This window comes from Brevundimonas subvibrioides ATCC 15264 (assembly GCF_000144605.1).
Classification (GTDB): Bacteria; Pseudomonadota; Alphaproteobacteria; order Caulobacterales; family Caulobacteraceae; genus Brevundimonas; species Brevundimonas subvibrioides.
In genome coordinates this window covers 558,617-583,467 of sequence record NC_014375.1, presented here as the reverse complement: position 1 = coordinate 583,467, position 24,851 = coordinate 558,617, and the positions used below count along the sequence as shown (strand labels likewise).

23 protein-coding genes are annotated in these 24,851 nt (G+C 69.7%); 13 read left to right on the top strand and 10 right to left on the bottom strand.

Features of this window, described 5'->3' with window-relative positions:
* The first annotated feature begins 132 nt into the window (after positions 1-132).
* Entirely contained in the window at positions 133-624 is a 492-nt protein-coding gene (locus tag BRESU_RS02885) for a hypothetical protein (RefSeq protein ID WP_013267994.1), read from the top strand.
* Between the two features lie 68 nt (positions 625-692).
* Here the strand turns inward: BRESU_RS02885 and BRESU_RS02880 are convergent, their stop codons facing one another.
* Entirely contained in the window at positions 693-947 is a 255-nt protein-coding gene (locus BRESU_RS02880) for a GlsB/YeaQ/YmgE family stress response membrane protein (RefSeq protein WP_013267993.1), read from the bottom strand.
* A gap of 194 nt (positions 948-1,141) precedes the next feature.
* Between BRESU_RS02880 and BRESU_RS02875 the strand changes: the two genes are divergently transcribed.
* The gene (locus tag BRESU_RS02875; protein WP_013267992.1) at positions 1,142-1,528 is read left to right on the top strand and encodes a helix-turn-helix domain-containing protein; all 387 of its coding nucleotides are present in this window, start codon (positions 1,142-1,144) and stop codon (positions 1,526-1,528) included.
* A gap of 94 nt (positions 1,529-1,622) precedes the next feature.
* Positions 1,623-2,408 (top strand): histidinol-phosphatase, encoded by a 786-nt coding sequence (gene hisN, locus BRESU_RS02870; protein WP_013267991.1) that lies wholly within the window; start codon positions 1,623-1,625, stop codon positions 2,406-2,408.
* Positions 2,409-2,412: 4 nt separating this feature from the next.
* Here the strand turns inward: hisN and BRESU_RS02865 are convergent, their stop codons facing one another.
* From BRESU_RS02865 to BRESU_RS02855, 3 genes are all read right to left on the bottom strand, one after another.
* Entirely contained in the window at positions 2,413-3,423 is a 1,011-nt protein-coding gene (locus tag BRESU_RS02865) for an alpha/beta fold hydrolase (protein WP_013267990.1), read from the bottom strand.
* The gene (locus tag BRESU_RS02860; protein WP_013267989.1) at positions 3,420-4,283 is read right to left on the bottom strand and encodes a class I SAM-dependent methyltransferase; all 864 of its coding nucleotides are present in this window, start codon (positions 4,281-4,283) and stop codon (positions 3,420-3,422) included. The genes BRESU_RS02865 and BRESU_RS02860 overlap by 4 nt, the downstream gene beginning before the upstream one ends.
* 158 nt (positions 4,284-4,441) lie before the next feature.
* Complete coding sequence (locus BRESU_RS02855) at positions 4,442-5,266, bottom strand: class I SAM-dependent methyltransferase (protein WP_013267988.1); 825 nt, start codon at positions 5,264-5,266, stop codon at positions 4,442-4,444.
* Positions 5,267-5,516: 250 nt separating this feature from the next.
* On the opposite strand from BRESU_RS02855, the gene BRESU_RS02850 reads away from it, so the two are divergent.
* On the top strand, positions 5,517-5,981 hold the full coding sequence (locus BRESU_RS02850; RefSeq protein ID WP_013267987.1) for an Hsp20 family protein: 465 nt from the start codon (positions 5,517-5,519) through the stop codon (positions 5,979-5,981).
* A 57-nt stretch (positions 5,982-6,038) separates the two neighbouring features.
* Here BRESU_RS02850 and BRESU_RS02845 read toward each other — a convergent pair whose 3' ends face one another.
* The 3 genes from BRESU_RS02845 to BRESU_RS02835 all read right to left on the bottom strand — a co-directional run bounded on the left by BRESU_RS02845 (position 6,039) and on the right by BRESU_RS02835 (position 10,790).
* Positions 6,039-7,286 (bottom strand): pentapeptide repeat-containing protein, encoded by a 1,248-nt coding sequence (locus tag BRESU_RS02845; RefSeq protein ID WP_169308005.1) that lies wholly within the window; start codon positions 7,284-7,286, stop codon positions 6,039-6,041.
* Between the two features lie 2 nt (positions 7,287-7,288).
* Positions 7,289-8,560: a pentapeptide repeat-containing protein gene (locus tag BRESU_RS02840; RefSeq protein ID WP_013267985.1), complete on the bottom strand. Its 1,272-nt coding sequence runs from the start codon at positions 8,558-8,560 to the stop codon at positions 7,289-7,291.
* Positions 8,561-8,669: 109 nt separating this feature from the next.
* Positions 8,670-10,790: a M13 family metallopeptidase gene (locus tag BRESU_RS02835; protein WP_013267984.1), complete on the bottom strand. Its 2,121-nt coding sequence runs from the start codon at positions 10,788-10,790 to the stop codon at positions 8,670-8,672.
* Between the two features lie 163 nt (positions 10,791-10,953).
* Here BRESU_RS02835 and BRESU_RS02830 point away from each other — a divergent pair, with 163 nt between their 5' ends.
* Both BRESU_RS02830 and BRESU_RS02825 read left to right on the top strand, forming a co-directional pair.
* Positions 10,954-12,786 carry a cation:proton antiporter domain-containing protein gene (locus BRESU_RS02830; RefSeq protein WP_013267983.1) on the top strand — a complete coding sequence of 611 codons (1,833 nt, stop codon included), beginning with the start codon at positions 10,954-10,956 and terminating at the stop codon, positions 12,784-12,786.
* 178 nt (positions 12,787-12,964) lie between these two features.
* A complete protein-coding gene (locus BRESU_RS02825) occupies positions 12,965-13,621 on the top strand; it encodes a TetR/AcrR family transcriptional regulator (protein ID WP_013267982.1) in 657 nt (218 codons plus the stop codon).
* Between the two features lie 155 nt (positions 13,622-13,776).
* On the opposite strand, the gene BRESU_RS02820 is transcribed toward BRESU_RS02825, so the two are convergent.
* Positions 13,777-14,889 carry an aromatic ring-hydroxylating oxygenase subunit alpha gene (locus tag BRESU_RS02820; RefSeq protein WP_013267981.1) on the bottom strand — a complete coding sequence of 371 codons (1,113 nt, stop codon included), beginning with the start codon at positions 14,887-14,889 and terminating at the stop codon, positions 13,777-13,779.
* 134 nt (positions 14,890-15,023) lie between these two features.
* Between BRESU_RS02820 and BRESU_RS02815 the strand changes: the two genes are divergently transcribed.
* The 3 genes from BRESU_RS02815 (at position 15,024) to BRESU_RS02805 (ending at position 18,830) form a co-directional block, all read left to right on the top strand.
* On the top strand, positions 15,024-16,007 hold the full coding sequence (locus tag BRESU_RS02815; RefSeq protein WP_013267980.1) for an alpha/beta fold hydrolase: 984 nt from the start codon (positions 15,024-15,026) through the stop codon (positions 16,005-16,007).
* The gene (locus BRESU_RS02810; RefSeq protein ID WP_013267979.1) at positions 16,004-16,612 is read left to right on the top strand and encodes a class I SAM-dependent methyltransferase; all 609 of its coding nucleotides are present in this window, start codon (positions 16,004-16,006) and stop codon (positions 16,610-16,612) included. The genes BRESU_RS02815 and BRESU_RS02810 overlap by 4 nt, the downstream gene beginning before the upstream one ends.
* Before the next feature lie 136 nt (positions 16,613-16,748).
* Positions 16,749-18,830, top strand: coding sequence for a transglycosylase domain-containing protein (locus BRESU_RS02805; RefSeq protein WP_013267978.1), 2,082 nt, complete (start codon positions 16,749-16,751; stop codon positions 18,828-18,830).
* A 22-nt stretch (positions 18,831-18,852) separates the two neighbouring features.
* Here the strand turns inward: BRESU_RS02805 and BRESU_RS02800 are convergent, their stop codons facing one another.
* Complete coding sequence (locus BRESU_RS02800) at positions 18,853-21,015, bottom strand: primosomal protein N' (protein WP_013267977.1); 2,163 nt, start codon at positions 21,013-21,015, stop codon at positions 18,853-18,855.
* Positions 21,016-21,045: 30 nt separating this feature from the next.
* Here BRESU_RS02800 and fsa point away from each other — a divergent pair, with 30 nt between their 5' ends.
* The 4 genes from fsa to BRESU_RS02780 all read left to right on the top strand — a co-directional run bounded on the left by fsa (position 21,046) and on the right by BRESU_RS02780 (position 24,407).
* Positions 21,046-21,699 (top strand): fructose-6-phosphate aldolase, encoded by a 654-nt coding sequence (gene fsa, locus BRESU_RS02795; RefSeq protein WP_013267976.1) that lies wholly within the window; start codon positions 21,046-21,048, stop codon positions 21,697-21,699.
* 31 nt (positions 21,700-21,730) lie between these two features.
* Positions 21,731-22,444, top strand: a complete 714-nt coding sequence (locus BRESU_RS02790; RefSeq protein WP_013267975.1) for a DUF484 family protein — start codon at positions 21,731-21,733, stop codon at positions 22,442-22,444.
* A complete protein-coding gene (locus BRESU_RS02785) occupies positions 22,426-23,370 on the top strand; it encodes a tyrosine recombinase XerC (protein WP_013267974.1) in 945 nt (314 codons plus the stop codon). Before BRESU_RS02790 ends, BRESU_RS02785 begins: the two co-directional genes overlap by 19 nt.
* 65 nt (positions 23,371-23,435) lie before the next feature.
* Complete coding sequence (locus BRESU_RS02780) at positions 23,436-24,407, top strand: retropepsin-like aspartic protease (protein ID WP_013267973.1); 972 nt, start codon at positions 23,436-23,438, stop codon at positions 24,405-24,407.
* On the opposite strand, the gene BRESU_RS02775 is transcribed toward BRESU_RS02780, so the two are convergent.
* Positions 24,404-24,742 carry a hypothetical protein gene (locus tag BRESU_RS02775; RefSeq protein WP_013267972.1) on the bottom strand — a complete coding sequence of 113 codons (339 nt, stop codon included), beginning with the start codon at positions 24,740-24,742 and terminating at the stop codon, positions 24,404-24,406. The two genes, BRESU_RS02780 and BRESU_RS02775, sit on opposite strands and share 4 nt — an antisense overlap.
* Positions 24,743-24,851: the final 109 nt, after the last annotated feature.

Genomic DNA, 24,851 nt, shown 5'->3' with positions numbered 1-24,851 from the left:
AGGCCGGAATCCATCGTGATTGGGGCAAGTCGGACCATGTCGGGGTCATTTGGGGGCAAGCGAAACAAACCGTAACGGAGTGTGCATTATGGATCTGCGGGCACACCGGTCCGCGCAAATCAGGTCCTACTGATGATCCGCAACACCCTGCTGCTCGCCGCCGCTTCCGCCGCCCTGATGGCCGCACCCGCCCTTGCCCAGGACGCGACCGGCCAGACTCCGCCGCCCGCCTCGACGCCTTCGACTGCCCCGGCTCCCGCCTCGGGCACGCTGCAACTGCAGCCGGGTGCCAACGTGAAGGGCTCCGACGGTTCGGTGCTCGGCACGCTGGAGGGCGTCCGCAACAATGACGCCGGCGAACAGGAACTGACCGTGCGCGGCACGGATGGCCAGCTTCGCGGCGTGCCGCTGGGCGGTCTGACCCAGGAGGGTGCCGACGTGGTCGTCGGCTGGACCTCGACCGAATACCAGGCCGCCCCCGCGATCGCCGGCGCGCCCCCGGCTCCGGCGTCGTCCCCCGCCGCCGCCCCGCCGGCCTCCGATCCCGGAGCCACACCGCCGCCGGCACCGGAAAGCGACCCCGAGGCTGAGGCGGAGGCTGAACCGGCCGATCCCCAGGCCTGACCGGTTCGAAAACGAAAAAAGGGGCGGCCCGACGGGCCGCCCCTTTCTTTTGTGTCGTCAGACGACGCTTAGGCGCGACGCTTGACCAGTCCCAGCAGGAACAGCAGCAGGACGGCACCACCGAACGCGACCAGCAGGGTCACGATATTGAAGCCACCGACCGGGATGCCCAGCAGGTTGCCGGCGATCCAGCCACCCAGAAGGGCACCGACGACGCCGACGATCAGGTTGGTGAGCAGGCCGTGATTACGACCCATGACTTTTTCAGCCAGCCAGCCGGCGATGATGCCGATGACGATCCAGCCGATGATTCCGAGACCCATGTTTCTAGTCCTTCCAAAGCAGAGGTGGCCTGATAATGCGCTGCGGCATCGCTGGTTGCGTCGCACTGCAGAATGTCGGTCTCCCGGATCGGCACGGTCGCTCGCCCGTCACGCGAAGGCGGCATGGTGATTGCGGCATCCCTGGCGAGCCGTGCCGCTTTGGCACAGCCCGCTAGATCAAGGGGACTGGGCAAATGGCCACCGATATCGACCTTCACCTGGGGCGCCGTCTGCGTCGTCGTCGTCGCCTGCTGGGTCTGACGCAGCAACAGCTGGCCATCCAGGTCGGCATCCGCTTTCAGCAGATCCAGAAATACGAATGCGGCGCGAACCGCATCTCGGCCGCCCGCCTGTGGCAGCTGTCCGAAGCGCTGGAGACGCCGATCAGCTATTTCTACGACGGTCTGGCCGAGGCGATGGAGCGCCGGGAGACCGCCAGCGCCAATGGTGGCGAGATGTTTTCCAGGAAGGAAACCCTCGACCTGATCCAGGCCTACTACCAGCTGGGCGAACGGCCTCGCCGTCGTCTGCTGGACCTGGCCAAGTCGCTCCACAGCGAGGGGGACGCCGTCGCGTCCTAGGCAATAGGCGTCAGGCAGTAGAAGGCGAGGTTGGTGAAGCGGCGCGTGTCGGTCGCTTGACTACTGCCTACTGCCTACTGCCTAAGCCCTTCCTATGACCGAATTCGAATCCTTCGCCGTCGAACTGGCTGCCGAGGCCGCCCGCGTGACCCTGCCCTTCTTTCGCGGCGACTATGCCGAGGAGAACAAGGCAGGTCCCGGCGCCTTCGATCCGGTCACCCAGGCGGACAAGGAGGCGGAAGCCGCGATCCGCACTTTGATCGCGGCCCGGTACCCCGACCACGGGGTCATCGGCGAGGAGTATGGCGAAGACCGACCGGACGCAGAACACGTCTGGATCCTGGACCCCATCGACGGCACGCGGGCCTTCATCGCGGGTCTGCCGATGTGGACGACCCTGATTGCACTCCGGGTCGGTGGACGATCGAGCGTCGGTGCCATCTCCCAGCCCTATATCGGCGAACTGTTCCTGGGGGGACCGTCCGGCGCGGTCCTCACGCGCGGGGGCCAGACGCGGCCGATCCGGGTTCGGGCGTGCGAAAGGCTGACGGACGCGGTGATCGCGACCACGGCTCCCGAGATCTTCACTGCCCCCGAACTGGGGGCCTGGACGCAAGTGATGGCGGCCGCGCGCCTGGCCCGCTACGGCTGCGATGCCTATGCCTATGCCATGCTCGCCATGGGGCGGATCGACATGGTGGCCGAGACCGGGCTCAAGGTCTGGGACTGGTCAGCCCTGATCCCCGTGGTCGAGGCCGCAGGCGGCGAGGTCACCAACTGGGCCGGCGGACCCGTCAGCGGCGATGGCCGGATCATCGCCGTCGGCGACCCCCGCGTGCGCGACCAGGCCCTGGTCGCCTTCCGCCGGGGCGCGCAGTAACGGTTCAGTCGGCCGGGACGGGAGCCAGATCGTTCACCGGCGACACATAGTCCGCCATGGCGTCGAACTCATGCAGGAAGACGGCGCGCAGGTCGTCGGTCTCCATGATGATCTCGTGCCGGGCCCCCGCCACCTCGACATAGCGTCCGCGGCCCAGCCGCTTGGCTGCCCAGCGGTTGGTCTGTTTCCAGACCCGGTCGTCCTCGCCCGACTGCACGATCGTGCAAGGAATGGTCACAGACTTCAGCGCCTTGGGCTTCAGCGAACGCTCACCCGCGTCGATGCCGAAGGCCAGCCAGCCCCAGGTCGGGCCACCGACGGCCAGATGCGGGCAGGCATAGAGCTGCTGGCGCCACATCTCGTAGCGGCCCTCGTCGGACGTCAGGGCGTCCTTCTCGAAGGTGTGGTCGAAGGGATCGTCGGGATCGTCCAGCACGAAGTCGCCCGCCTTGCCGTGACGGACGTTCCAGCGCACCGCCAGCTTGACCGACCACATCGACCGCTTGCCGGTTTTGATGCGCAGCATGGGGCTGGACAGGATCGCGCCCGCGAAACGGCTTTCACCGGCCTCGAGGCTCAGCAGATTCAGCGTCCCGCCCATCGAATGGCCGACCGCGATCCACGGCTTGGGGGCCCGCGTCTCGAAGGCGTCCAGCAGCCGCGAATAGTCGTCGAGGAACTCCTCGACCGCCCGGGCGTGACCCTTCAGGCGGTCGGGCAGAAGGCGGGCCGACAGGCCCTGACCGCGCCAGTCGTGGGCCAGGACGCACCAGCCCCGCGCCAGGAAGTTGCCGATGACCTCGAAATATTTCTCGATCGGCTCGGTCCGGCCGGGGCTCAGGATCACCGTGCCGCGCGGCCGGGCGGCGACGAGGGTGGACGGGGTCCAGAAGGCGGCGCGCAGGCGAAGGCCCCCGGCACCGCGGAACCAGTCGCCGGTCCCTCCGGGCGGGGCGGCGGCACCGGGAACCCCCATCAGGGGCGCATTGGCGGCAAAGGCGGCGGCGCGGTTCACTCTGGCTTCCTGAACTTCAAGGTCATGCGATCGCTCTCGCCGATCTCACGGTATTTGGCATTGTCGAAGGTCGGGTCGGGCGGGCTGCCGGGCGCGGCGGTCGCCAGACGCGGGGGCAGGGTCTCGACGCCGAAGGGGTGGTCCTTGGTGTCGTCCTCGTTGGCGTTGACCTCGGACGCCGCCACGAAGATGAAGCCGGCCTCGGCGGCCAGCTGTTTGACGAAGGCCTCCTGGACATAGCCGTTGGCGGCGGCGGGATCCTGGTCCTGGTCGGGGGCCAGGCGGTGTTGCTCGATTCCCAGCGTCCCGCCGGGGCGCAGCGCCGCATGGGCGTCGGCGAAGGCCTTTTCGGCGATGCCCGCGGCCATCCAGGCGTGAATATTGCGCATGAACAGGACCATGTCGGCCTCGCCTGCCGGACAGACTGGCCCCGTCGTGGCCCCGAACTGGCTGAACTGGACCTCGCCGTATAGGCGCTCGTCGGCGCTGAAGCGACGCTCGAAATTGGCGTTCAGCGCGATCTGGGCCGGATCGGCCCCAGGGCCGGTCGCGAATCCGGCGGCGTAATACGTGCCCTTGCCCTCGTGCAGATAGGGCGCGAGGATTTCGGTGTACCAGCCGCTGCCGGGCCAGAACTCGACCACCGTCATGTCGGGCTGCAGGCCGAAGAAGCGCAGGGTTTCCAGCGGATGGCGCCACACATCCCGGGACCGGTCGGCCGCGCGCCACGATCCGGCGATGGCCCACTCCAGCGACCCTTCGGGCGGCCCGGCCGGCACTTCGGGGTCTGTCTTGGTCTCGGCCTTCCGGCCGCAGCCCGCCAGGCCCAGCATCGCGACGACGCCCACGCCGGACAGCATCGCGCGTCGCGACACGGCCGATGATCGAGGGGTCGTCCGATCCTGCATCAACTATCCGCGCCCCGCCGCCCCGACCGAAACGTGCCGGGAGCCGCTGGATTAGAGGGCTTCGCCAGGCACGTCAAAGGCTTGAGCATGCCTGGCGAAACGGGTCTCGATCAGGCCGGCTTGCGGAACCGCAGGGTCATGCGGTCGCTCTCGCCGATGGCGTCCAGGGCGGCGCGTTCGGCCTCGGTCAGAGGCGTCGGGCGGTCCGTGGCGACACCGTCGCGGGGCGCGCTGACGCGCACCGGCGGAAGGCTCCAGACACCGTAGGGGTGGTCGTGATCGTCCTTGGGATTGGCGTTCAGTTCGCTGCGCGCGTCCAGCACGAACCCGGCGGCCTGCGCCGCTTGGATCACATAGCTTTCGGAGACATAACCGGTGGGGGCCGTCACCGCCGCGTTCAGACCCTCGTCCGCCCGGTGCTGTTCCACGGCCAGGATGCCGCCGGGCTTCAGCGCCTTGAAGAAGGCCTCCAGGTAGGGACCGGTGCGCGAGGGATTGGACCGCTGCCAGTTGTGGAAGGCGCGGGCCACCACGATCAGGTCGGCCGATCCGTCCGCCACGCCCATGCTCTCCAGCGGGCGGTTCACGGCCGTATAGGTGCCGCCCGTCGACGCCGCGTAGGGCTGGAGGATCGCGCTCCACCAGCCGCCCCGTCCGGGCTCGATCTCGACGATGCTCATCCCCGGCGTCAGGCCCCAGAAGGTCAGGGTCTCATAGGGGTGGCGGAAGGGATCGCGCGCCACGTCGGCGGCGGGGCGGGCGGCGGATCCGATCGCGGCCTGGAGCTGTTCGTCCTCCTGCAGCACCGGCGGGGCCATTGCCTCGCGACGCGCGACCCGCTGGGCCTGGGTCTCGCCCAGGCTGGGCAGGGACTGGGCGGCGGCGGATCCCGCCATCAGGGCGAGGGCGGCGAGGGTCAGCGGCAGGCGGCGCATGGGCGTCTCCGGGAGATTCAAGGGTTGGCGCACCTTACGGAGGCGAGGCGAACCGGCAAGTGACGATCGCGCCATCGCACCGCCCCTTGACGTCGCAGGGCCCGATCCCATTTTTCTGTTCGAGAGCGCCGGTCACCGGGCTCTCGCAGGCCATTCGGTGCCCCTCGGGGGCCGGACGGACTGATCCCCACCGCCGGCCCGGGCACAAAACGCGGGACGGTTCCATCTTGCTGATGATCAGGAGATCGACATGCGTACCATCGACTTTACCCCCCTCTATCGTTCCGCCGTGGGCTTCGACCGCCTCGCGGGTCTGCTGGAAACCGCGGCGCGGACCAGCCAGGAAGGCGGCTGGCCGCCCTACAATATCGAGACGACGGGCGAGAACGCCTACCGGATCGAGATCGCAGTCGCCGGCTTCAAGCCCGACGAGCTGAACATCGAGGTCAAGGAAAACCTGCTGACGGTCACGGGCCGCAAGACGGCCAATGACGATGCGGGTGCCGAGCGCACCTATCTGCATCGCGGCCTCGCCGAGCGCGACTTCGAGCGCCGGTTCCAGCTCGCCGACTATGTGGTCGTGACCGAGGCGGGCCTCGACAACGGCCTGCTCTCCATCAGCCTGAAGCGCGAACTGCCCGAGGCCCTGAAGCCCCGGCGTATTGAGATCGCGACGGGCGGATCGGCGACGCTGATCGAAGGCAAGGCGGCGTAACCCGCTCGCCTCCGCAACGGAACGGGGCGGTCCTTCGCGGGGCCGCCCTTTTTCGTGTCAGGCGGCCTTCGACGCCACGACCAGACCGGTCGCCCGGTCGAGGCAGGCCTCCGTCAAGTCCGCGCCGTCCATGGCGGCGAACGTCAGGTCGGCGCCGGACAGATCGGCGCTGACCAGGACGGCCTGCGACAGGTCGGTCTGGCGCAGCACCGCATAGCGCATCCGCGCGCCGGTCAGGTTGGCGGGCACGGAGCGCGTCGGCCCGAGGGGAAGCGGGCTAAGGTCGGCCCCGGACAGATCGACCTTGGTCATCAGGGCGCCGCCGAAGCGCGCGCCCCGCAGATCCGCCATGCCCATCCGGGCTCCGCGCAGGTCGGCCTTGTCGAAGGCGGCACCCTGAAGCGCGACGCCGCGCAGATCCACACCCGCCAGACAGGCTCCGCGGGCGCTGAGCGCCGACAGCGACAGGCCCTTGAGCCGATCCCCGAGGGGCCGCAGATCCTCGCCGTCCATGTTCGCCGGTCCGCCGAGGGCACCCCCGCTCTCGACCCAGGCATTGGCGTCCAGTGCCATCTCGTACAGCACTTCGGCGCGGGCGATGGTCGCCGCATCGGGCTCGCGCAAGGAGCCGGTGGTGTCGGTCCGGTCCAGCCGGGCGCGGCCCATCTCCACGCCGGTCAGGATCGCCCCGCACAGGCGCGCCCCGGCCAGATTGGCTCCGACGACGTCGGCTCCCTCCAGGAGGGCCCCCGACAGGTCGGCGTCCTTCAGGTTCGCGCCGTTCAGGATCGCGCCGCGCATCGAGCAATCGGTGAAATCGGCCTTGCAGGCGCTGACGCCGTCGAACCGCGATCCGTCCAGCGTGGCGCCCGAGAAGGTCGCGCCGTCGGCGATGCCCTGGCGCGTCTCGTGCCGGGCGGAGGCCAGGCCCCGGGTTTCATGCGGGACGGCGATGACGCCTTCCCGGAAGTCGGCCTGCGACAGGTCCGCTTCGGACAGGTTCGCCCCCTGCAGGCAGGTGCCGCGGATGTCCGCTCGACGCAGGCAGGCCCGCGTCAGGTCGGCCCCACGCAGGTCGCACCCGAACAGGACCGCCCGCTCCAGCCGCGCGTTGGCCAGATTGCAGTTCTCCAGCACGGAGCCCGAGAAGTCGGCGTCGTCGAGAACCCGATGCGCCATGTTGACGCCGGTCAGGTCAACGAACTTCAGCGACAGCTTGCGGCCGCCCGGCTTGCCGGCGACGAAGCGTTCGTGGGCCGCGGCGAACAGGTCGAAGTCGCCCTGGCCCAGACGTCTGCGAACCATGCTCATGCGGTGTCCCCCTGGTGTTCGTAACCCCTGACCCCGGCCATCACCGCGTCGGTCAGGACAGCGTATCGCGTTTGCGCCCCATGCAGGCTGGCGCGTGTCAGATCGGCCCCGACCATGACGGCCCGGCGGAGGTCGGCTCCCGTCAGATCGGCCGAACGCAGGATGGCTCCGGTCAGGTCGGCGGGCAGCAGCCGGTCCGGCCCGATCATCAGAGGGCCCAACTGGGCTTCGCGAAGATCGGCCCCGTTGAGCCGCGCGCCCGTCAGCCGGGCACCGCGCAGATCGGCGCGCTTCAGATTGGTGGAGCGCAGGTCCGCCCCTTCGAGGCGTGCGCCCTGAAGCTGCACCCCCTCCATGTTCAGGCCGTAGAAGACCGCTCCCCGGGCCGACAGCGCCGTCAGGTTCAGGCCCGTGATCGATCCCAGACCGCGCAGGTCCACGTGATCGAACACCGACGGCTGACCTTCCGCCCCGCCGCTCTCGCACCAGATGGCGTGTTCGTGCAGCATCTCGGCGGCGGGCAACTGGGCCACCGGCTCTCCGGCCGAGCGGCTGTCGGTCAGGGCCCCTTCCAGGTTGGCACCATCGGTCCGCCACATGGACGAGGTCACGCCCACCAGCACCGCGTCGCGCATGTCAGCCCCGGTCAGGTCGGCCCCCGACATGTCGGCCCCGGCCAGATCCGCCCCCCGGAAACAGGCTTGTTTCAGGTTCGCGCGGACCAGTTTGCAGTCCTTCATGATGGCGTCGGAGAAGTCCGCCGACTGGGCCGCAATGCCCGACAGGCGCGACCTCTGCAGATTGGCGCCGACCAGACTGGCCCCCTGCGCCTGGGTCGTGTTGCGCCCCTGGGCCTCCACGATGCGGAACCCCGCCGTCTTGTCGGCCGAGGCGATGGCACCCTCGCGCAGGTCGGCTTCGAACAGGTCCGCGCCCGACAGATCGGCTCCGCGCAGGCAGGCCCCCCGCAGGTCGGCCCGGCGCAGCGAGGCGTCGACCAGGATCGCGTCCTGCATGTCCGCGCCGAAGAAGGAGCCGTTGTCCAGCCGCGCCCCCGTCAGGTCAGCCCCGATCAGACAGGCGGCGGAGAAGTCGGCGTCGGCGAGATTGCGGCCCTTCAGGTTCAGGCCCGACAGGTCCATCCAGGCGAACACAGCGCGGGCACCGCCGGGCCGCGCCTGCCACAGGCGGTCGTGCCGGGCGCAGATCGCGTCCAGCTCCTGCTGGTTGATGCGACGCCTGACGACGCCCTCTGAAACCCCTGCCATGGTCCCATCTTGGGACAGTCGGCTTAAGACGGGGTTTCAGAAACCGGGGTTTCAGAAGTCCGTGCCTCTCCCCACCGCCGTGCGGCGATGGGGAGAAAACGGCGTCCGACTACCAGATGCGGACGCGGTCCGCCGGTGCCAGGTAGTAGGCGGTCCCCGGCTGGACGTCGAAGGCGTCGTACCAGGCGTCGATGTTGCGCAGCGGGCCGATGACGCGGAACTCCGCCGGGCTGTGCGAGTCGGTGGCGACCTGTTGCTTCAGGGCGTCGTCGCGCGACTTGGACTGCCACACCTGCGCCCATCCGAGGAAGAAGCGCTGGTCGCCGGTGAAACCGTCGATGACGGGGGCCTCGGCCCCGGCCAGCGACAGGTGGTAGGCTTCCAGACCCACGGCCGTGCCGGCCGCGTCGCCGATGTTCTCGCCCATCGTCAGCCCGCCCTGCACCTTGTAGCCGGGCAGGGGTTCAAACTGGTCGTACTGGGCTCCCAGGCGGGCGGTCAGGGCCTCGAAATTCGCCCGATCCTCGGTCGTCCACCAGCTGCGCAGCACGCCGTTGCCGTCGGACTTGGAGCCCTGGTCGTCGAAGCCGTGGCCGATCTCGTGGCCGATGACGCCGCCGATACCGCCGTAGTTGACGGCCGGGTCCGCGTCGGGATCGAAGAAGGGCGGCTGCAGGATCGCGGCCGGGAAGACGATCTCGTTGTTGGTCGAGTTGTAATAGGCGTTCACCGTCTGGGGCGTCATGCCCCACTCGGTCTTGTCGACCGACTGGTTCAGGCGGTTCAGCTGGTAGTTCCACTGGAACAGCCCGGCCCGCTCGCCATTGCCGAACAGGTCGTCGGCCCTGATTTCGAGGGCCGAATAGTCCCGCCACTTGTCGGGATAGCCGATCTTGACGGTGAACTTGGCCAGCTTGTCCTGCGCGGCCGCCTTGGTCTCGGCGCTCATCCACTCATAGGTCTCGATCCGGGCCGCGAGGGCCAGGCGGAGGTTGGCGACCAGCTCGTCCATCTTGGCCTTGGACTCGGCCGGGAAGTAGTCGGCGACATACTGGCGACCGACCGCCTCGCCCAGCGCGCCCTCGGCGAAGCTGATGCCGCGCTTGTCGCGGGTGCGCTGCTCGGGCTGGCCGGACAGGTCGCGCGAGCGGAACTCCCACTGGGCGTCCGAGAAGCGGCGCGAAAGGCGCGGCGCGGCCTCGTCGACGCTGTGGAAGGCTTCCCACGCCTGAAGGGTGGCGACCGGGGTCTCGGCATAGATGGCCGCGATCTTCGGCATGGCCGTGTCCTGGCGCACGATGATGCGCGGCACGTCGCCCAGCTGGGCCGCCGTGTAGTACCCGACCCAGTCGAAGCCGGGGGCTTCGTCAACCAGGCGCTGGATGGTGTATTCGTTATAGGTCCGGTCGCGGTTGCGGTTCTCGATCGGGGTCCAGTGGGCCTCGGCGATGCGGGTCTCCATGGCGACGATGGCGGCGGCCGTCTCGACCGGGTTCTCCCAGCCGATCATCTCCAGCATCCGGGCCACATAGACCTGATACTTCTCTTTCTTGTCGGCATAGAGCGGCGACAGATAGTAGTCGCGGTTGGGCAGGCCGATGCCCGCCTGGCCCGTGGAAACGACGTAGCGATCCGGGGCCTTCTGGTCGGTGGTGATGCCGGTGCCGAAGATCGAGGCTCCGATGCGGCCGTTGGTGCCGCCCATGTAGGCGGCCAGCTTATCGTGGGTATCGGCGGCGCGGATCGCGGCGAGATAGGGTTGCAGCGGCTGGGCATCCAGCTGCTCGATGCGGTCGGTGTCCATGTAGGAGCGATAGGCGTCGGCGATCTTCTGCTCGTCAGAGCCGGCGACCAGATCGGTGCGGGCCGCCAGGCTCTCGATCATCACCTTGAGCCGGTTGTCCGACAGTTCGCGCAGCAGGGCGAAGGAGCCGTAGCTGGTGCGGTCCGACGGGATGACCAGACGGTCCAGCGCCGCGCCGTTGGCATAGCGCATGAAGCTGTCGCCGGGCGACACCGAGGTGTCCATGCCCGCGGTATCGAAGCCCCAGGTGCCGTATTTCGGCGCGTCGATGCCCTGATAGCCCGTCGCACCCTCGACCGCCGGCACGTCCTGGAACAGCGACATGACGGTGCAGCTTTCGTCCAGGCAGGCGTGCTCCTGTGCCAGCACAGTGGACGCGGGAAGAAGCAGCGCGCCGACAGCGGCGCCGATCAGAAGTCTGTTCATGGGATTTCCTGGGTTTTCCGTCAGCGGATGAGCGCCATGACGGCGACTGGGGCGAACCCTACGCCGGGTCCGCGACGTGTCGCCTTAAAAAAAGTTCATGAAAGGCGCGCCGCACCGGCGTGACGGGTTAGGCTAGGCTGAGCCGTATCGGCGAGGAGGGCGGATGACGGGCGGGCACGGCGGCGGGGAATACAAGGATCTGGTCGTCTTCCTGGCGGCCGCCGGCATCGTCGTGCCCCTGTTCAGTCGCTGGAAGATCAGTCCGGTGCTGGGCTTTCTGGCGGCAGGCGTGCTGCTGGGTCCCGACGGCCTGGCGCGCCTCGCGCCGCTGATCCCCTGGCTGGCCTGGCTGACGATCGACGACGCCGACCAGCTGTCGCAGCTGTCCGAGCTCGGCGTCGCCTTCCTGCTGTTCATGATCGGTCTGGAGCTGTCCTGGGAACGGCTGAAGGCGATGCGCCGGTTCGTCTTCGGCTTCGGCCTGATGCAGGTCGGGGTCTGCACCGTCGTTCTGGGCGGGGCCTTCATGCTGATGGGCCAGTCGCTGGCCTCCGCCGCCGTGCTGGGCATGGGGCTGGCCCTGTCATCGACCGCCGTCGTCCTGCCGGTCATGGCCGAGCGGGGCCGGATGAAGGGCGTGGTCGGACGGGCGACGTTCGCGGCGCTGCTGGCCCAGGACCTGTCCGTCGCCCCCATTCTGATCACCGTCACCGTGCTGGCGGCGCTGGCCGCGAGCGGCGGCGAAATGACGCCGTCCGTGCTGGGTCCGGCCCTGCTGACCCTGGCCCCCGCGGCCGTCGGTCTGGCCCTGATCGTCGTGATCGGCCGGCTGGGGTTGCGCCCCCTGTTCCGGTCGGTCGCCAAGAGCCGGAAGAAGGCGGCCGGCGGCAGTCAGGAACTGTTCGTCGCCCTGTGCCTGCTGGTCGTGGTCGGCGCCGGCGTCGCGGCCCAGGCGGCCGGTCTGTCGATGAGCCTCGGGGCCCTGATCGCCGGGATCCTGCTGGCCGAGACCGAGTATCGCCGCGAGATCGAGATCAATATCGAGCCGTTCAAGGGCCTGCTGCTGGGCGTCTTCTTCGTCGGCGTGGGACTGGGGCTGGACCTCGACGCCGTGGCCGCCGATCCGGTCGGCGTGTTCGGCCTGGCCCTGGCGCTCACGGCGATCAAGGCGGGCGTGGTCTTCGGGCTGGCGCGCCTGTGGGGCCTGTCCAGCCGGGCCGCTGTCGAGACGGCCCTGGTGCTCGGGCCGGCCGGAGAATTCGCCTTCGTCATCCTGACCACCGGCATGGTGGAAGGCATCGCGGACCAAGGGTTCACCCAGGGGGTGCTCGTGTCGGCGACCATCTCCATGTTCACCGTGCCCCTGATGGCGATGCTGGGCCAGAGGCTGGCCCGGGTGGCGGTGCCCGGCCCCGCCCTGACCCTGCCGGAACCGGAGGCGCGATCCGGCGACGTCCTGATCGTCGGCTTCGGTCGGGTCGGGCGGCTGGTCGCCGAGATGCTGGCCGAGCATGGCCAGAGCTTCATCGCCCTGGACACCGATCCGGCCGCCGTGGCCAGCGGTCGCAGGGATGGCTTCGACGTCTCCTATGGCGATGCGGGTCGACCGGAGCTGCTGTCGCTGTGCGGCATCGAGACGGCCCGGGCCCTGGTCGTGACCATGGACGCGCCGGGCAAGGTCGACGAGGTCGTGACTGTGGCCCGGGGCCTTCGGGACGATCTGATCGTCATCGCCCGCGCGCGCGACGACCGCCATGCGGCCCGGCTCTATGCCCTCGGCGTCACCGACGCGGTGCCTGAGACGACCGAGGCCAGTCTGCAGCTGGCCGAGAACCTGCTGGTCGATCTGGGCGTGCCGATGGGGCTGGTCCTGGCCTCGATCCACGAGCGGCGCGACACCTTCCGCGCCATCTTCCAGGCCGCCGCGCCCCAGGATCGACGCGACCGTCCGACACGGGCTCTGAGGGCAAGAATGACGTCGCCCCCGGCCCCTTAACCCAAAACACGACCCATTTTGGTCATCGTTGCGTGATGAAAGCCACACCTCCCCTGGGGCTCAGCCTTGGCTGGGTCGTGGCGCTGCGTCCGGTATCGGGCCACCCGGACCCGGTCGCTGCCCTGCCGTCCCTTGTTCCGCACCGCGCTCGCGGGCGTCATACAGAGTAATCGTGTTCATGCGTGAGTCCGCGTCGACCGTCGTTTCCCCCGCCGCCGAAGCCCAGGGCCAGCCCCGGATCAACCGTCGCCAGGCCGCCAAGGTCCGGACCCGCCAGAAGGTTCTGGACGCCGCCCGCGGCCTGTTTGCGGAGCGCGGCTACGAGCCCGCCACCATCCGCGACATCGCCAAGGGCGCCGGCATGTCGACCGGCGCGGTCTTCGCCAACTTCCAGGACAAGGCCGAGCTCTTCGAGGCCGTCCTGACCGAGGACATGGCCGGCCTGGCCGACGTCATGAAGAACGGGGCCGGCGACGGCACCACGCGGGGTCGCCTCGTGAACGCCCTGTCGGCCGGTTACCACGGCTCGATCGACCAGCTGCCGCTGTTCCAGGCCATCGTGGCCCGGTCGTGGTTCCAGCCCGTCGCCGCCGAGACCCGCCAGCGCGCGGCGACGGAGGGCCTGACGGGCGTCATCTCCGACATCCTGCGCTCCGGCATCGGCGCGGGCGACCTCAAGCAGGATGCGGACATCGCCCTGCTGACCGAGCTGACCTGGGACGCCTATCTGTCGAACTACCGCCGCGCCGCCTACGACGGCTGGTCGGTCGAGCAACTGGCCGACCACATCGGTCGCCAGGTCGACACGCTTCTGGCGGGCGTCAGCACACGCTGACCGTCTCCTCCCTGTCGCGCAGCGATGGGGAGGTGGCAGCGAGCCCTTGCGAGCTGACGGAGGGGTTCTTCGTGCACGCAGAAAGAACCCCTCCGTCTCTCCGCTGCGCTACGAGCCACCTCCCCATCGCCACAGGCGACGGGGAGGAGACACTTTTAGCTCTTCCACCTCAGCACCGCCGGCTTGACCGGGTTTGAGAAGTCGCGCCCCTCGGCGCGGCTTTTCTGCCATTCGCGCTTCAGCTGCTGGTACCATTTCGCCTGTTTGTCGGCGTCGTCGATCCAGATCAGGGCGGGGTCGTAACGCAGCCCCTCGTTCTGCAGGTTCACCATCCCGCCGTCCTGTTTCAGGAAGGCGACGACGCCCATCCGGAGGAAGGGCTTCGCGAGGCTGAACACCCAGTGATCGGACCAGAAGATCTGGGTGATCCTTGTCCTTGTCTCCGTCACCGGCGTCAGGCAGGTCAGGGCCAGCACCTGTTTCTCGCCCACCTGGATATGCTCCCAGCGATAGCCGGGCAGGCGGAAGGTAATCTCGGTCGCGGGGGCCCCGCCCAGGATCTTGTAGGCCCGGCTGTTGGACGACGGCGCGTGGCGGACCATGGCGAAGCCCAGGTCGCGCGGCTCGAAAGCCTTGGCCTTTTCGTGCATCGAGTGCTCGGACCGCCACCACCACTGTTGATGCACATAGGGCCCGTGGGCCGGGTCCATCAGGCCGACGACCGCGTGGTCGATATGGCTGTCGAAATCCATCCATTCGACCAGCTTCGCCTCGCCGCCGACCACGCCGGGAAAGGTCGGAGGCGGATGGTCGGGCGCGGCGTCCGAGCGGGGGTCTGACCGGACATAGACGAACACCATCCCCTGGCTCTCGGCCACGGGATAGGACCGGACCCGGATGCGGTCGGCCTCATAGGGCTGGTCGTCCACCAGGGACGGAATGGCGGCGCAGACCCCGTCGGTGCCGAAGCGCCAGCCGTGATAGGGGCATTCCACGGCCTCGGGTTCGCCGGGCTTCTGCACCAGACGGCCGGCCGACAGCGGGGCCGCGCGGTGGGGGCAGATGTCGCGCATGGCATAGACCTGGCCGTCCCGCCGGCGTCCGACCAGCACCGGCTCGCCCAGCAGCTCGTGGCGCTTCAGCGACGCCACGGCGACGTCGCGCGACAGGGCGACGAAATACCAGGTGTCGAGCACGAGCCCCCTGCCGAAGGCGGCGGGCGGGGCCTTGGCCTCGGGGGACGGGATCGGAGCGCTGTCTGCGGGCATGGGCATGATCCTAGAGCCCCCTCCGCCGTTCGTCATCCTCCGGCCGAGCGGAGCGCAACCCCGGCGGATGACGATCTCTCTTGCCAACTGCATCCAATCGCACGACCTGTGGCGACAAGGGACCAGATGGCCGGATGGTCCGGCTCGGGGAAATACGCATCATCAACAGCCAGCTTCTCACCGGCGTCATCGCCGCCCTCGGCCTGATGGCCAATTTCGGGCTCGTCGGGGACGTCCGGGCCCAGGAGGCACACGGCGACCACGGCCACCACCACGCCGCGTTCGAATCCGACCGCCTGCACGTCCGCGTGGACGGCGAGCCCGGGCCGGGCGTCCGCGAGATCATCCTGATCCCCGGCCTCAGCTCCTCGCCCGAGATCTGGCAGGGCACGGTCGATCACCTGGCCGAGGCCCCCCGGGGCGAGGGCTGGCGCATCCACCGCATCCACATCCAGGGCTTCGCCGGGGCTCCGGCCGAGGGCAATGCCGAAGGCCCCGTGGCGGCGCCCGTGGCCGAGGAGATCGCCCGCTACATCGCCGAGAACGAACTGGATCGCCCCGTCGTCGTCGGCCATTCGATGGGCGGCACCATCGGCATGATGCTGGCCGCGCGCCACCCCGACGCGATCGGCAAGCTGATGGTCGTAGACATGATCCCCTTCATGGGGGCGATGTTCGGCGGTCCCGGCGCCACGGTCGAAAGCGTGACCCCCATCGCCGACCAGGTCTATGCCGGCATGGCCAACAGCCCGCCCGCCGACTATCAGGCCGCCGCCGCGACCACGGTGACCGGCATGGTCAACAATGACCAGGCCCGCCCGGCCGTCCTGGCCGACACCGCCGCCAGCGACCAGAGGGTCTCCTCGGCCGCCTATCGCGAGCTGATCGTCACTGACCTGACGCCCGAACTGGCCCGGATCACGGTCTCGACCGAGGTCCTGTACGTGAAGTTCAACGATGCCCGGATGACGGCTGAGATCACCGACTCCATCTATCAGGGAGCCTTCGCCACCCTGCCCGGCGTGAAGCTGAAGCGCATCGACGACAGCGCCCACTTCATCATGCTGGACCAGGCCGCCGCCTTCCATGCGGCGCTGGACGCCTTCGTCGCGGAGTGAGCGATCCGGCCCGAGCGGCGGCCGCCGTCGTCGATCTCTATGACCGGCGCGCCGACGACTGGATCGTCGATCGTGGGGTCCAGCTGACGGCGGCCGACCGCCTCTGGCTGGACCGGTTCACCGCGACGCTGGCTCCCGGAGACCCGGTGCTGGACGTCGGCAGTGGATCCGGTCGGCCGATGGCGGCGGCGCTGCTGGAGCGGGGCCTCGACGTCACGGGCGTCGAGACCTCGGCGCGGCTGGTGACGAAGGCGACGCAGGACCTGCCGTCCGGCCGCTTCCTGCAGGCCGACATGCGCACGCTGCACCTGGGCCGGACCTTCGCAGGCATCCTGGCCTGGCACAGTCTGTTCCATCTGACGCCGGAGGATCAGCGACTCGCCCTGCCCCGGCTTCTGGCCCATGCCGCGCCCCGATCGGTCGTGATGTTCTCGTCGGGCCACCGGCTGGGCCATGAGGTGGGTGAGTGGCATGGCGAGCCGCTCTACCACGGCAGTCTGGACGCCGCGGAGTATGACGCGATCCTCGCCGGCGCCGGTTTCAGCGTCGAACAGGGCGTCTGGGCCGACGACGGATCCGTCTGGCTGGCCCGGAGAGATGGATGAGCGTTAACCCCGGCGCCCTCATTTCGGCCGAAAGCCCGATCACGGTGGCGTGAGGTCTTCATGCGCCGTTCACGGGAACGGCGTTTCAGTAGACGGCGCGACCGGCTATGACGGCTGGATCAGCTCGAGGATATTGATGGCGGGTCCGGGTTTCGGGGCGAGAAACGCAGGCGGCGGGGCACAGCGCACGCCTCTGCAGCGCTTCTTTTATTGGTCGTCGGTCCTGGCGGTCTGGGGCCTGATCTTCCTGGTCGTCTTCTTCGCCGTGTTCGCCCGCGGCCTGCCCGACACCTCGGCGCTCTACAACGTCGATCGCCAGCCCTCCATCACCTATCTGGATCGCAACGGGGCCCTGATCGCCACGCGCGGGTCACAGCAGGCCCCGCCCGCCGATCTGGCCGCCCTGCCCGACTATGTGCCCGCCGCCTTCATCGCCATCGAGGACCGCCGCTTCTACTGGCACCCGGGCTTCGACCCCATCGGCATGACGCGGGCCATGGCCCGGAACATGCGGGCCGGACGCGTCGTCCAGGGCGGCTCGACCCTGACCCAGCAGCTGGCCAAGAACCTGTTCCTGACCCCCGACCAGAACATCCGCCGCAAGGTGCAGGAGCTGATGCTGGCCGTCTGGCTGGAGCTGAAGTTTTCCAAGCAGGAGATCCTCGCCCTCTATCTGAACCGCGTCTATTTCGGCGCCGGGGCCTATGGCATCGAGGCGGCGTCGCAACGCTATTTCGACAAGTCGGCCAAGGACCTGACCGTGGGCGAGGCCGCGCTTCTGGCCGGGCTGCTCAAGGCACCCTCGCGCTATTCACCCGTGTCCGAGAGCGAGCGGGCGGCCGGCCGCGCCACCGTCGTGCTGGACCAGATGGAGGCGACCGGCGTCATCACCCCGGCGCAGCGCGCGGCCGCGGTGCTGGAACCCGTCCGGGTGTCGCGCACCCTGGCGACCCAGCACGCCCAGTACTTCATCGACTGGCTGGACAAGGAAATCCGCGGCCTGGTCGGCGAACCGACCGAGGACATGGTGGTCGAGACCACGCTGGACCTGACGCTTCAGACCTCGGCCGAACGGGCGGTGCACCGCATCCTCGAGCGCGACGCCTCGCGCGGCGTGCAGCAGGCGGCGCTGGTGGCGCTGGACGGCGACGGCCGGGTCCGCGCCATGATCGGCGGGGCCTCCTATGCCGACAGCCAGTTCAACCGCGCGGTCGACGCCCGGCGCCAGGCCGGATCGGCCTTCAAGCCCTTCGTCTATCTGGCCGCCATGGAGGCCGGATACACCCCCCAGACGCCCGTGGTCGACGAGCCGGTCCGCATCGGCAACTGGAGCCCGCGCAACTATTCCGGCAACTTCATCGGCGACACGACCATGGCCAATGCCATGGCCCAGTCGATCAACACCGTGGCCGCCTATGTCGCCGACCAGATCGGGCGCGACAGCGTCGCCCGCGCGGCCCGCCGCCTGGGCATCAGCTCGCGCATCGGGCTGGAACCGGCCATGGCGCTGGGGGCGGTCGAGGTCTCGCCCATCGACATGGCCACCGCCTATGACGCCTTCGCCAACGGCGGCCGCCGCGTCGACGCCTATGGCATCAGCCGCATCCGCACGCCGCAGGGTCGCGTCATCTACCAGCGCGCCGGCCGCGATTCTGCCGCCGGTCAGGCCATCAACAATCCGTCGCTCTACTACATGAACCAGATGATGCGCGGCGTGGTCACGGGCGGCACGGCGCGCTCGGTGCAGATTTCCGGACGCGATCTGGCCGGCAAGACGGGCACGACCTCGGACTACAAGGACGCCTGGTTCGTCGGCTACACCGGCGGCTTCGTCGCCGCCGTCTGGGTCGGCAAGGACGACAACACCGCCATGCGCGGCGTCACCGGCGGGGCCGCGCCCGCCGCCATCTGGAAGGCCTTCATGGAGGCCGCCCTGCCGCGCCTGAACGTCCAGCCCATTCCCAACGGCCCGGCCATGCCCGAGGGCTGGGTCTCGCCCGATCCGATCGGCGACCTGATGGGGGCGGTCGAGGACCCGTTCGGCGACGGCACCCCCATTGATCCGGTCGACCCGACCCAGGGCGAACCCTATCAGCCCGAAAAACCCACCCCGGAGCGTCGCGACACCCCGCCCGCCAACCGCCGCGACGACCCGCCGGACCAGCGCCCGGAGCCCGAGCCCCTGCCCGAGAAGCCGGCCAACCCGCTGTTCTTCTGATCCCCGCCCGTCCGGAAGGGGATCAGAGGAAGCTGTAGGGGTCGACGTCGACCGTCACCCGGACCGAGCCTGGCACCTTCACCCGTGCCAGCCAGGCCCGCAGGAAGCCCTGCAGGTCCACGTCGCGGTCGGCCCGGACCAGCAGCCGCTTGCGCCTTCGCCCCCGGATCAGGCCCAGCGGGGCATCCGCCGGACCATAGACCTCCAGCCGTTCGGCATTGGGGATGGCGGCGGCCAGATCGGCGGCGACCTTCTCGACCGCCATCGCGTCGACGCCCGACAGGATCAGCGCCGCCAGCCGCCCGTGCGGCGGCAGGGTCGCAGCCTCCCGCTCCGCCATTTCCGCCTCCACGAAGCCGTCGCGGTCGCCTTTCGCCAGCGCCATCAGCACGGGATGTTCGGGGGTCCAGGTCTGGAGGATGGCCCGGCCCGGACGATCCGCCCGTCCCGCCCGGCCCGTCGCCTGGGTCAACAGTTGATAGGTCCGCTCGGCGGCGCGCAGGTCACCGCCCCTCAGACCCAGATCGGCATCGACCACCCCGACCAGGGTCAGCAGGGGGAAGTTGTGGCCCTTGGCCGCCGCCTGGGTCGCCACCAGGATGTCGATCTCCCCCTCCGTCATCCGCTGGATCAGGGCCCGGGCTGCCCTTGCGTCCGGCACGGTGTCGGAACTGAACACGGCCGTCCGCGCCTCGGGAAACAGCTGGCGCACCTCCTCCTCGACCCGCTCCACCCCCGGCCCGACCGAGACCAGCGAGTCCTCGGCCCCGCAGGACGGACAGATCCGGGGCCGGGCCATGGTGAAGCCGGTCAGGTGGCAGACCAGCCGGCCGGTATAGCGATGCTCGACCAGCCAGCTGTCGGTGTCGGGCGAGGTCATCCGATGCCCGCAGGCCCGGCACAGCACCACGGGCGCATAGCCCCGCCGGTTCAGGAACAGCAGGGTCTGCTCGCCCGCCATCAGGGTCTGGGCGATCGCCTCGCGCAGGGGCTGGGACAGCCAGGTCTGGGGATCGGGAGGGCACTGGCGCAGGTCCAGCAGCTGGATGTCCGGAAGCTGAGCCGCCCCGTGCCGGCTGGACAGCTTCAGCCAGCCGTAGCGCTGGCCTTGCGCATTCCACAGGGTCTCCAGCGACGGCGTGGCCGAGGCCAGGACCACGACAGCCCCCTCGATCCGCGCCCGCGCCACCGCCAGGTCGCGGCCGTGATAGACGAGGCCGTCCTCCTGTTTGAACGAGCCGTCGTGCTCCTCGTCGACGATCACTAGCTTCAGGTTGGGGAAGGGCAGGAACAGGGCCGACCGGGCCCCGACGACGATGCTGCATCGGCCTGCGACCACCGCCTCCCACACCCGGCGGCGCTTCGGCGGGGCGACGCCCGAATGCCATTCCGCCGGGGCCGCGCCGAACCGGGCGGTGATGCGCGCGATCAGGTCCTGGGTCAGGGCGATCTCGGGCAGCAGGATCAGGATCTGGGCGGCCGGGTCGGCGGCCAGGGTCCGCGCCACCGCCTCCAGATAGGCCTCGGTCTTGCCCGAGCCGGTGACCCCGTCCAGCAGGAAGGGCCTGAACCCGCCCGCCGCCGTGGCCGCCGCGATCGCATCCGCCGCCGCCCCCTGGTCGGCGTTCAGGGTGGCCGGCGCATGGGCGGGGTCGGGCGCGTCGAAGGCCGCGTCGGCCAGGGTCTCGATGACCTCCAGCACGCCCTCGTCGACCAGACCCTTGATCACCGCCGACGAGACTCCTGCCGCGCGCGCCAGATCCGGACCGGGCATCGCGGCCTCGCCCAGCGCCGCGAGCACCGCCGTCCGTCCCGCGGTCGGCCGGGCCGGCGTCCGGTCTCCGACGCGCCGCAGCCGTCGCTCGGGCCGGGGTCTCGGCGCGCGCAGCCCCTTCAGGGCCGTGGCCGCCATCTCGCCGGGCGGACTGAGCGTCCAGCGGGCCGCCCATTCGACGAAGTCGACCGTGCCCGGCGGCAGGGGCGGATCGTCCAGCCGCGTCTCGACCACCTTCAGCCGCCGGTTCGAGCCCGTCGTCTCGCGAACCTCGGCGACGATGCCCCGCATCATCCGCGGCCCCAGCGGCACGGCCACCTGGTCGCCGCGCGCGAGCGCCATCGCCTCGGGCACCTCGTAATCGAAGGCTTCGTGGACCGGCAGGGGAATGAGGACGGAGGCGACTTTCACAGGCCCGGCCCGTCGGCTAGAACACGCCGCATGAAACTCTTTCTCGACACCGCCGACGTCGCCGTCATCAAGGACATGCTGCCCACCGGCATGGTCGACGGCGTCACCACCAATCCCTCGCTGATCGCCAAATCCGGTCGCAACATCGCCGAGGTCATCGCCGAGATCTGCGCCCTCGTCGAGGGGCCGATCAGCGCCGAGGCGGTGGCCACCGACTTCGAGACCATGGTCAAGGAAGGCGACAAGCTGGCCGCCATCGCGCCGAACGTCGTCGTCAAACTGCCCCTGACCTGGGACGGGCTGCGCGCCACGCGCACCTTCGCCGACAAGGGCATCCGCACCAACGTCACCCTGTGCTTCTCGACCGCCCAGGCCCTGCTGGCCGCCAAGGCGGGCGCGACCTTCGTCTCGCCGTTCGTCGGCCGGCTGGACGACCACGGGGCGAACGGAATCGAACTGCTGGAAGACATCCGCGTCCTTTACGACGTCCACGGCTTCGAGACTCAAATTCTCGCCGCGTCCCTGCGTCATCCGGGTCACGTCTCGGCCGCCGCGATCGCCGGGGCCGACGCCGCCACCCTGCCGGCCGACACTTTCAAGGCCCTGGTCAAGCACCCGTTAACCGACAAGGGGCTTGATGCCTTCCTGGCCGACTGGGGCAAGACCGGCCAGTCGATCCTGTAATCGCGTCCGGCGCTCCGGACAGGAGTGCCGCGTGACGTCAAAGGACCAGACCGCCGACCTGTTCGCCCCGTCCGAAGGCCTTCACTGGCCCGAGGTGCGCGCCTGGCTGCAGGCCAACCCCCAGACGATCGCCGACGACCGGTCCCTGTTGGAGGAGATCGGACTGAAGCCCCATGGCCGCAACGTCGTCGAGTTCGGCCGCGCCGCCCTGACGAAACTGGAAGAAGCGGCCGAGCGCGAGGCGGACGCCCGAAAACGCATCGAGTCCATCGCGCGCGCCAACTTCGCCGCCCAGACCCAGACCCATGTCGCGGCGCTCGACCTGCTGGAAGCCCGCAACCATTCCGACCTCGCCCGCCGCCTCGACGCGGCGGCGCAGGGCCGGTTCGGTCTGTCCGGGGCCGCGATCGCGGTCGAGAAGCCGGGCAGCGCCCCCTTCGGCTGGAGGCTGCTGGAGGTCGGCGGCGTCGATGGCCTGCTGGGCGACCATGGCCTGACCTGGCTGGGCCCCATGTTCGAGGGGCTGGACCTGTTCGGACCCGCATCCGGCGACATCCGCTCCGTCGCCTTGATCCGCATGGCCCCGACCCTGGGCGGCGAACGCAACGATCAGGCCCGCCACGCCCTCTGCGCCTTCGGCTCGCCCGAGGAGGAGGGCTTCACGCCCGGCATGGGCTGCGAACTGGTCGCCTTCATCGCCCGGGTCGTCGAACGCACGGCCGAGCGATGGCCCATCCTCAACTAGGCGGGCCCGACCTGACCGCCGCCGGGGCGCTCGCCGCCTGGCTGGAGCATCTGGCGCACGAGCGTCGGCTGTCCCCCCGCACGCTCGAAGCCTATGGCCACATCGGCCGCCAGTATCTGGCCTTCCTCGAACGCCATCGCGGCGAGGCCCAGCGCCTGCCGGACCTCGGCACCGTGACCGCCGCCGAACTGCGCGCCCATCTGGCCGAGCGCCGGTCGGGCGACCATCCCCTCAACGCCCGCTCGCTGAGCCAGACCCTGTCGGCCATCCGCACCTTCCATGTCTTCCTCGACCGGCGCTGCGACACGCCGGCCCCGCAGCTGGCCCTGGTGCGCGGCCCCCGGGTCAAGGCGACCCTGCCCCGGCCGGTCAGTGCCGACCAGGCGCGCGGCCTGCTGGCCGAGCCCGGCCTGGACCCCGACGTGGAGCCCTGGGAGGCGTTGCGGGACACCGCCGTCCTGTCGCTGCTCTATGGCTGCGGCCTGCGGATTTCCGAGGCCCTGTCCCTGACCCGGGCCGACGCGCCCCTGCCCGAGACCCTGCGCATCACCGGCAAGGGCGGAAAGACCCGTCTGGTCCCGGTCCTGCCCGTGGTCCGCTCGGCGGTGGACGCCGCCCTGGCCGCCCAGCCCTTTCCGCTGTCCCCTCCGGATGCCCTGTTCCGCGCCCGCCGCGGCGGCGCGCTGAGCGCCCGGCACGTGCAGGCGACGGTGCAGAGACTGCGCGGCCGCCTCGGCCTGCCCGCCAGCGCCACGCCCCACGCCCTGCGCCACAGCTTCGCCACCCATCTTCTGGGGGCCGGGGCCGACCTGCGCTCGATCCAGGAACTGCTGGGTCACGCCAGCCTGTCTACGACCCAGAAATACACCGCCGTCGACGCCGCCCATCTGCTCGGAGCCTACGCGGCCGCCCATCCGAGGGCTTGATTACAACGCCAGAACGCTGTTCTCTCGGCCTGCAACCTGAAGATGGGTTTTCCGGAGAGAACGCCATGCTGGATCGCAGACACCTGATCGCGACGGCCACGGCCGCCGCGGCCCTCTCCCCCCGGTCGTTCGCCCGGGCCGCGACGGCTCAGGAACCCGAGATCGTCGCCCTGCGTCCATCGCGGTATCGCTACGCGCGCATCGGCGCTGCCGTCCGGGTCAACGGTCAGGGCCCGTTCGTCTTCGGCGTCGACAGCGGCAGTCAACGCTCGATGGTGGCCGACAGCCTCGTCGCGCGGCTGGGCTTGGCCGAGACCGGCGTGACCCAGATCAACGGCGTCACCGCGCCGGCCAGCCTGTCGACCGTCGGCCTCCGTGAACTGAGATTCAGCATCCAGACCTACAGTGGCCTGACCCTGCCCGTTGCGCGGCGTGACCTGCTGTCGAGCGACGGGCTGATCGGCCTGGACCTGCTCTCGGAGTTCAAGCTGACCTTTTACATCGACCGGGGCCAGGCTGAAGTCTCCAACCAGGCCATGGCGGTCGGCGATGGCGGTCCGACCGAAGCGACCGGCACGCGCATTCCACCCCGCTGGTTCCGGGCCGGACGCCGGCAAGCCGGCCAGTTGATCGCCCGCGTGGGGCGTGTCGGCGACCTGCCGTTCTGGATCTTCGTCGACAGCGGTGCCCAGCACTCGGTCGGCAACAGCGCGCTTCGTACCCTTCTGTCAGACTCCGCGGGGCCCAGTGTCGGCCCATCGACGCCTGTGGCGATCTATGACACGCCCGGCCTGACCAGACCCGCGACCCGGGCGGCGGTCGAGGGCCTGGAAATCGCGGGTCAGCGCATGGGCGCGACGCCTCTGCTGTTTGCCGATCTGCACGTCTTCGACGTGCTGGATCTCGCCACCACGCCCGCGCTTCTGCTCGGGGGCGACCTGATGGGCCGGTTCCATCGGGTGGTCCTGGATTTCCCCAACGACCGCCTGGCCCTCGAGGCCCTCCGCCCAGAGGGCGCAGGGGCCGCGCAAGGCTAGTGGGCGATCGGACGGTCACCCCGTCCCGGGGCCACGGCCTCACGTCCGAGGGCATTGGATCCCGGCACGCGGTCCATGACCACGATCGGGGCGGGACAGCCGTTCACCCGTCGGTCGAGCAGGCGATACATCCGCACCGGCTCATCGCCCTCGCGCCACATCAATCCGCCACCGGGGGTGACGGCATCGTCCGTGCGGGTGATCGTGTCACGGCATAGCGGTGTCGAAAGGCCGTACATCGGCATCGAGGCCGAGGGCACGCCGGGTGCGGGCGGTGACGGCGGGCGGGCTTCGCCAGAGGCGGTCTGGGCCAGCAGAAGGAGCATCGTCAGCATCGGAACCTCCATCACTGAACGTTCCGGATGATACACGCTCTGAGGGTTTTCCGAAATCCGCACCCGGCGGTTCGCGTCCGCCGGGACCTCCGGGCGGCCTGATGTCACG

What these genes read in the sequence shown, in the direction of transcription:
- BRESU_RS02885 (WP_013267994.1), top strand. Translation starts at nt 133, where the DNA reads ATGATCCGCAACACCCTGCTGCTCGCCGCCGCTTCCGCCGCCCTGATG.
- BRESU_RS02880 (WP_013267993.1), bottom strand. Translation starts at nt 947, where the DNA reads ATGGGTCTCGGAATCATCGGCTGGATCGTCATCGGCATCATCGCCGGC.
- BRESU_RS02875 (WP_013267992.1), top strand. Translation starts at nt 1,142, where the DNA reads ATGGCCACCGATATCGACCTTCACCTGGGGCGCCGTCTGCGTCGTCGT.
- hisN (WP_013267991.1), top strand. Translation starts at nt 1,623, where the DNA reads ATGACCGAATTCGAATCCTTCGCCGTCGAACTGGCTGCCGAGGCCGCC.
- BRESU_RS02860 (WP_013267989.1), bottom strand. Translation starts at nt 4,283, where the DNA reads ATGCTGTCCGGCGTGGGCGTCGTCGCGATGCTGGGCCTGGCGGGCTGC.
- BRESU_RS02855 (WP_013267988.1), bottom strand. Translation starts at nt 5,266, where the DNA reads ATGCGCCGCCTGCCGCTGACCCTCGCCGCCCTCGCCCTGATGGCGGGA.
- BRESU_RS02850 (WP_013267987.1), top strand. Translation starts at nt 5,517, where the DNA reads ATGCGTACCATCGACTTTACCCCCCTCTATCGTTCCGCCGTGGGCTTC.
- BRESU_RS02845 (WP_169308005.1), bottom strand. Translation starts at nt 7,286, where the DNA reads ATGGTTCGCAGACGTCTGGGCCAGGGCGACTTCGACCTGTTCGCCGCG.
- BRESU_RS02840 (WP_013267985.1), bottom strand. Translation starts at nt 8,560, where the DNA reads ATGGCAGGGGTTTCAGAGGGCGTCGTCAGGCGTCGCATCAACCAGCAG.
- BRESU_RS02835 (WP_013267984.1), bottom strand. Translation starts at nt 10,790, where the DNA reads ATGAACAGACTTCTGATCGGCGCCGCTGTCGGCGCGCTGCTTCTTCCC.
- BRESU_RS02830 (WP_013267983.1), top strand. Translation starts at nt 10,954, where the DNA reads ATGACGGGCGGGCACGGCGGCGGGGAATACAAGGATCTGGTCGTCTTC.
- BRESU_RS02825 (WP_013267982.1), top strand. Translation starts at nt 12,965, where the DNA reads ATGCGTGAGTCCGCGTCGACCGTCGTTTCCCCCGCCGCCGAAGCCCAG.
- BRESU_RS02820 (WP_013267981.1), bottom strand. Translation starts at nt 14,889, where the DNA reads ATGCCCGCAGACAGCGCTCCGATCCCGTCCCCCGAGGCCAAGGCCCCG.
- BRESU_RS02815 (WP_013267980.1), top strand. Translation starts at nt 15,024, where the DNA reads ATGGTCCGGCTCGGGGAAATACGCATCATCAACAGCCAGCTTCTCACC.
- BRESU_RS02805 (WP_013267978.1), top strand. Translation starts at nt 16,749, where the DNA reads ATGGCGGGTCCGGGTTTCGGGGCGAGAAACGCAGGCGGCGGGGCACAG.
- fsa (WP_013267976.1), top strand. Translation starts at nt 21,046, where the DNA reads ATGAAACTCTTTCTCGACACCGCCGACGTCGCCGTCATCAAGGACATG.
- BRESU_RS02785 (WP_013267974.1), top strand. Translation starts at nt 22,426, where the DNA reads ATGGCCCATCCTCAACTAGGCGGGCCCGACCTGACCGCCGCCGGGGCG.
- BRESU_RS02780 (WP_013267973.1), top strand. Translation starts at nt 23,436, where the DNA reads ATGCTGGATCGCAGACACCTGATCGCGACGGCCACGGCCGCCGCGGCC.
- BRESU_RS02775 (WP_013267972.1), bottom strand. Translation starts at nt 24,742, where the DNA reads ATGCTGACGATGCTCCTTCTGCTGGCCCAGACCGCCTCTGGCGAAGCC.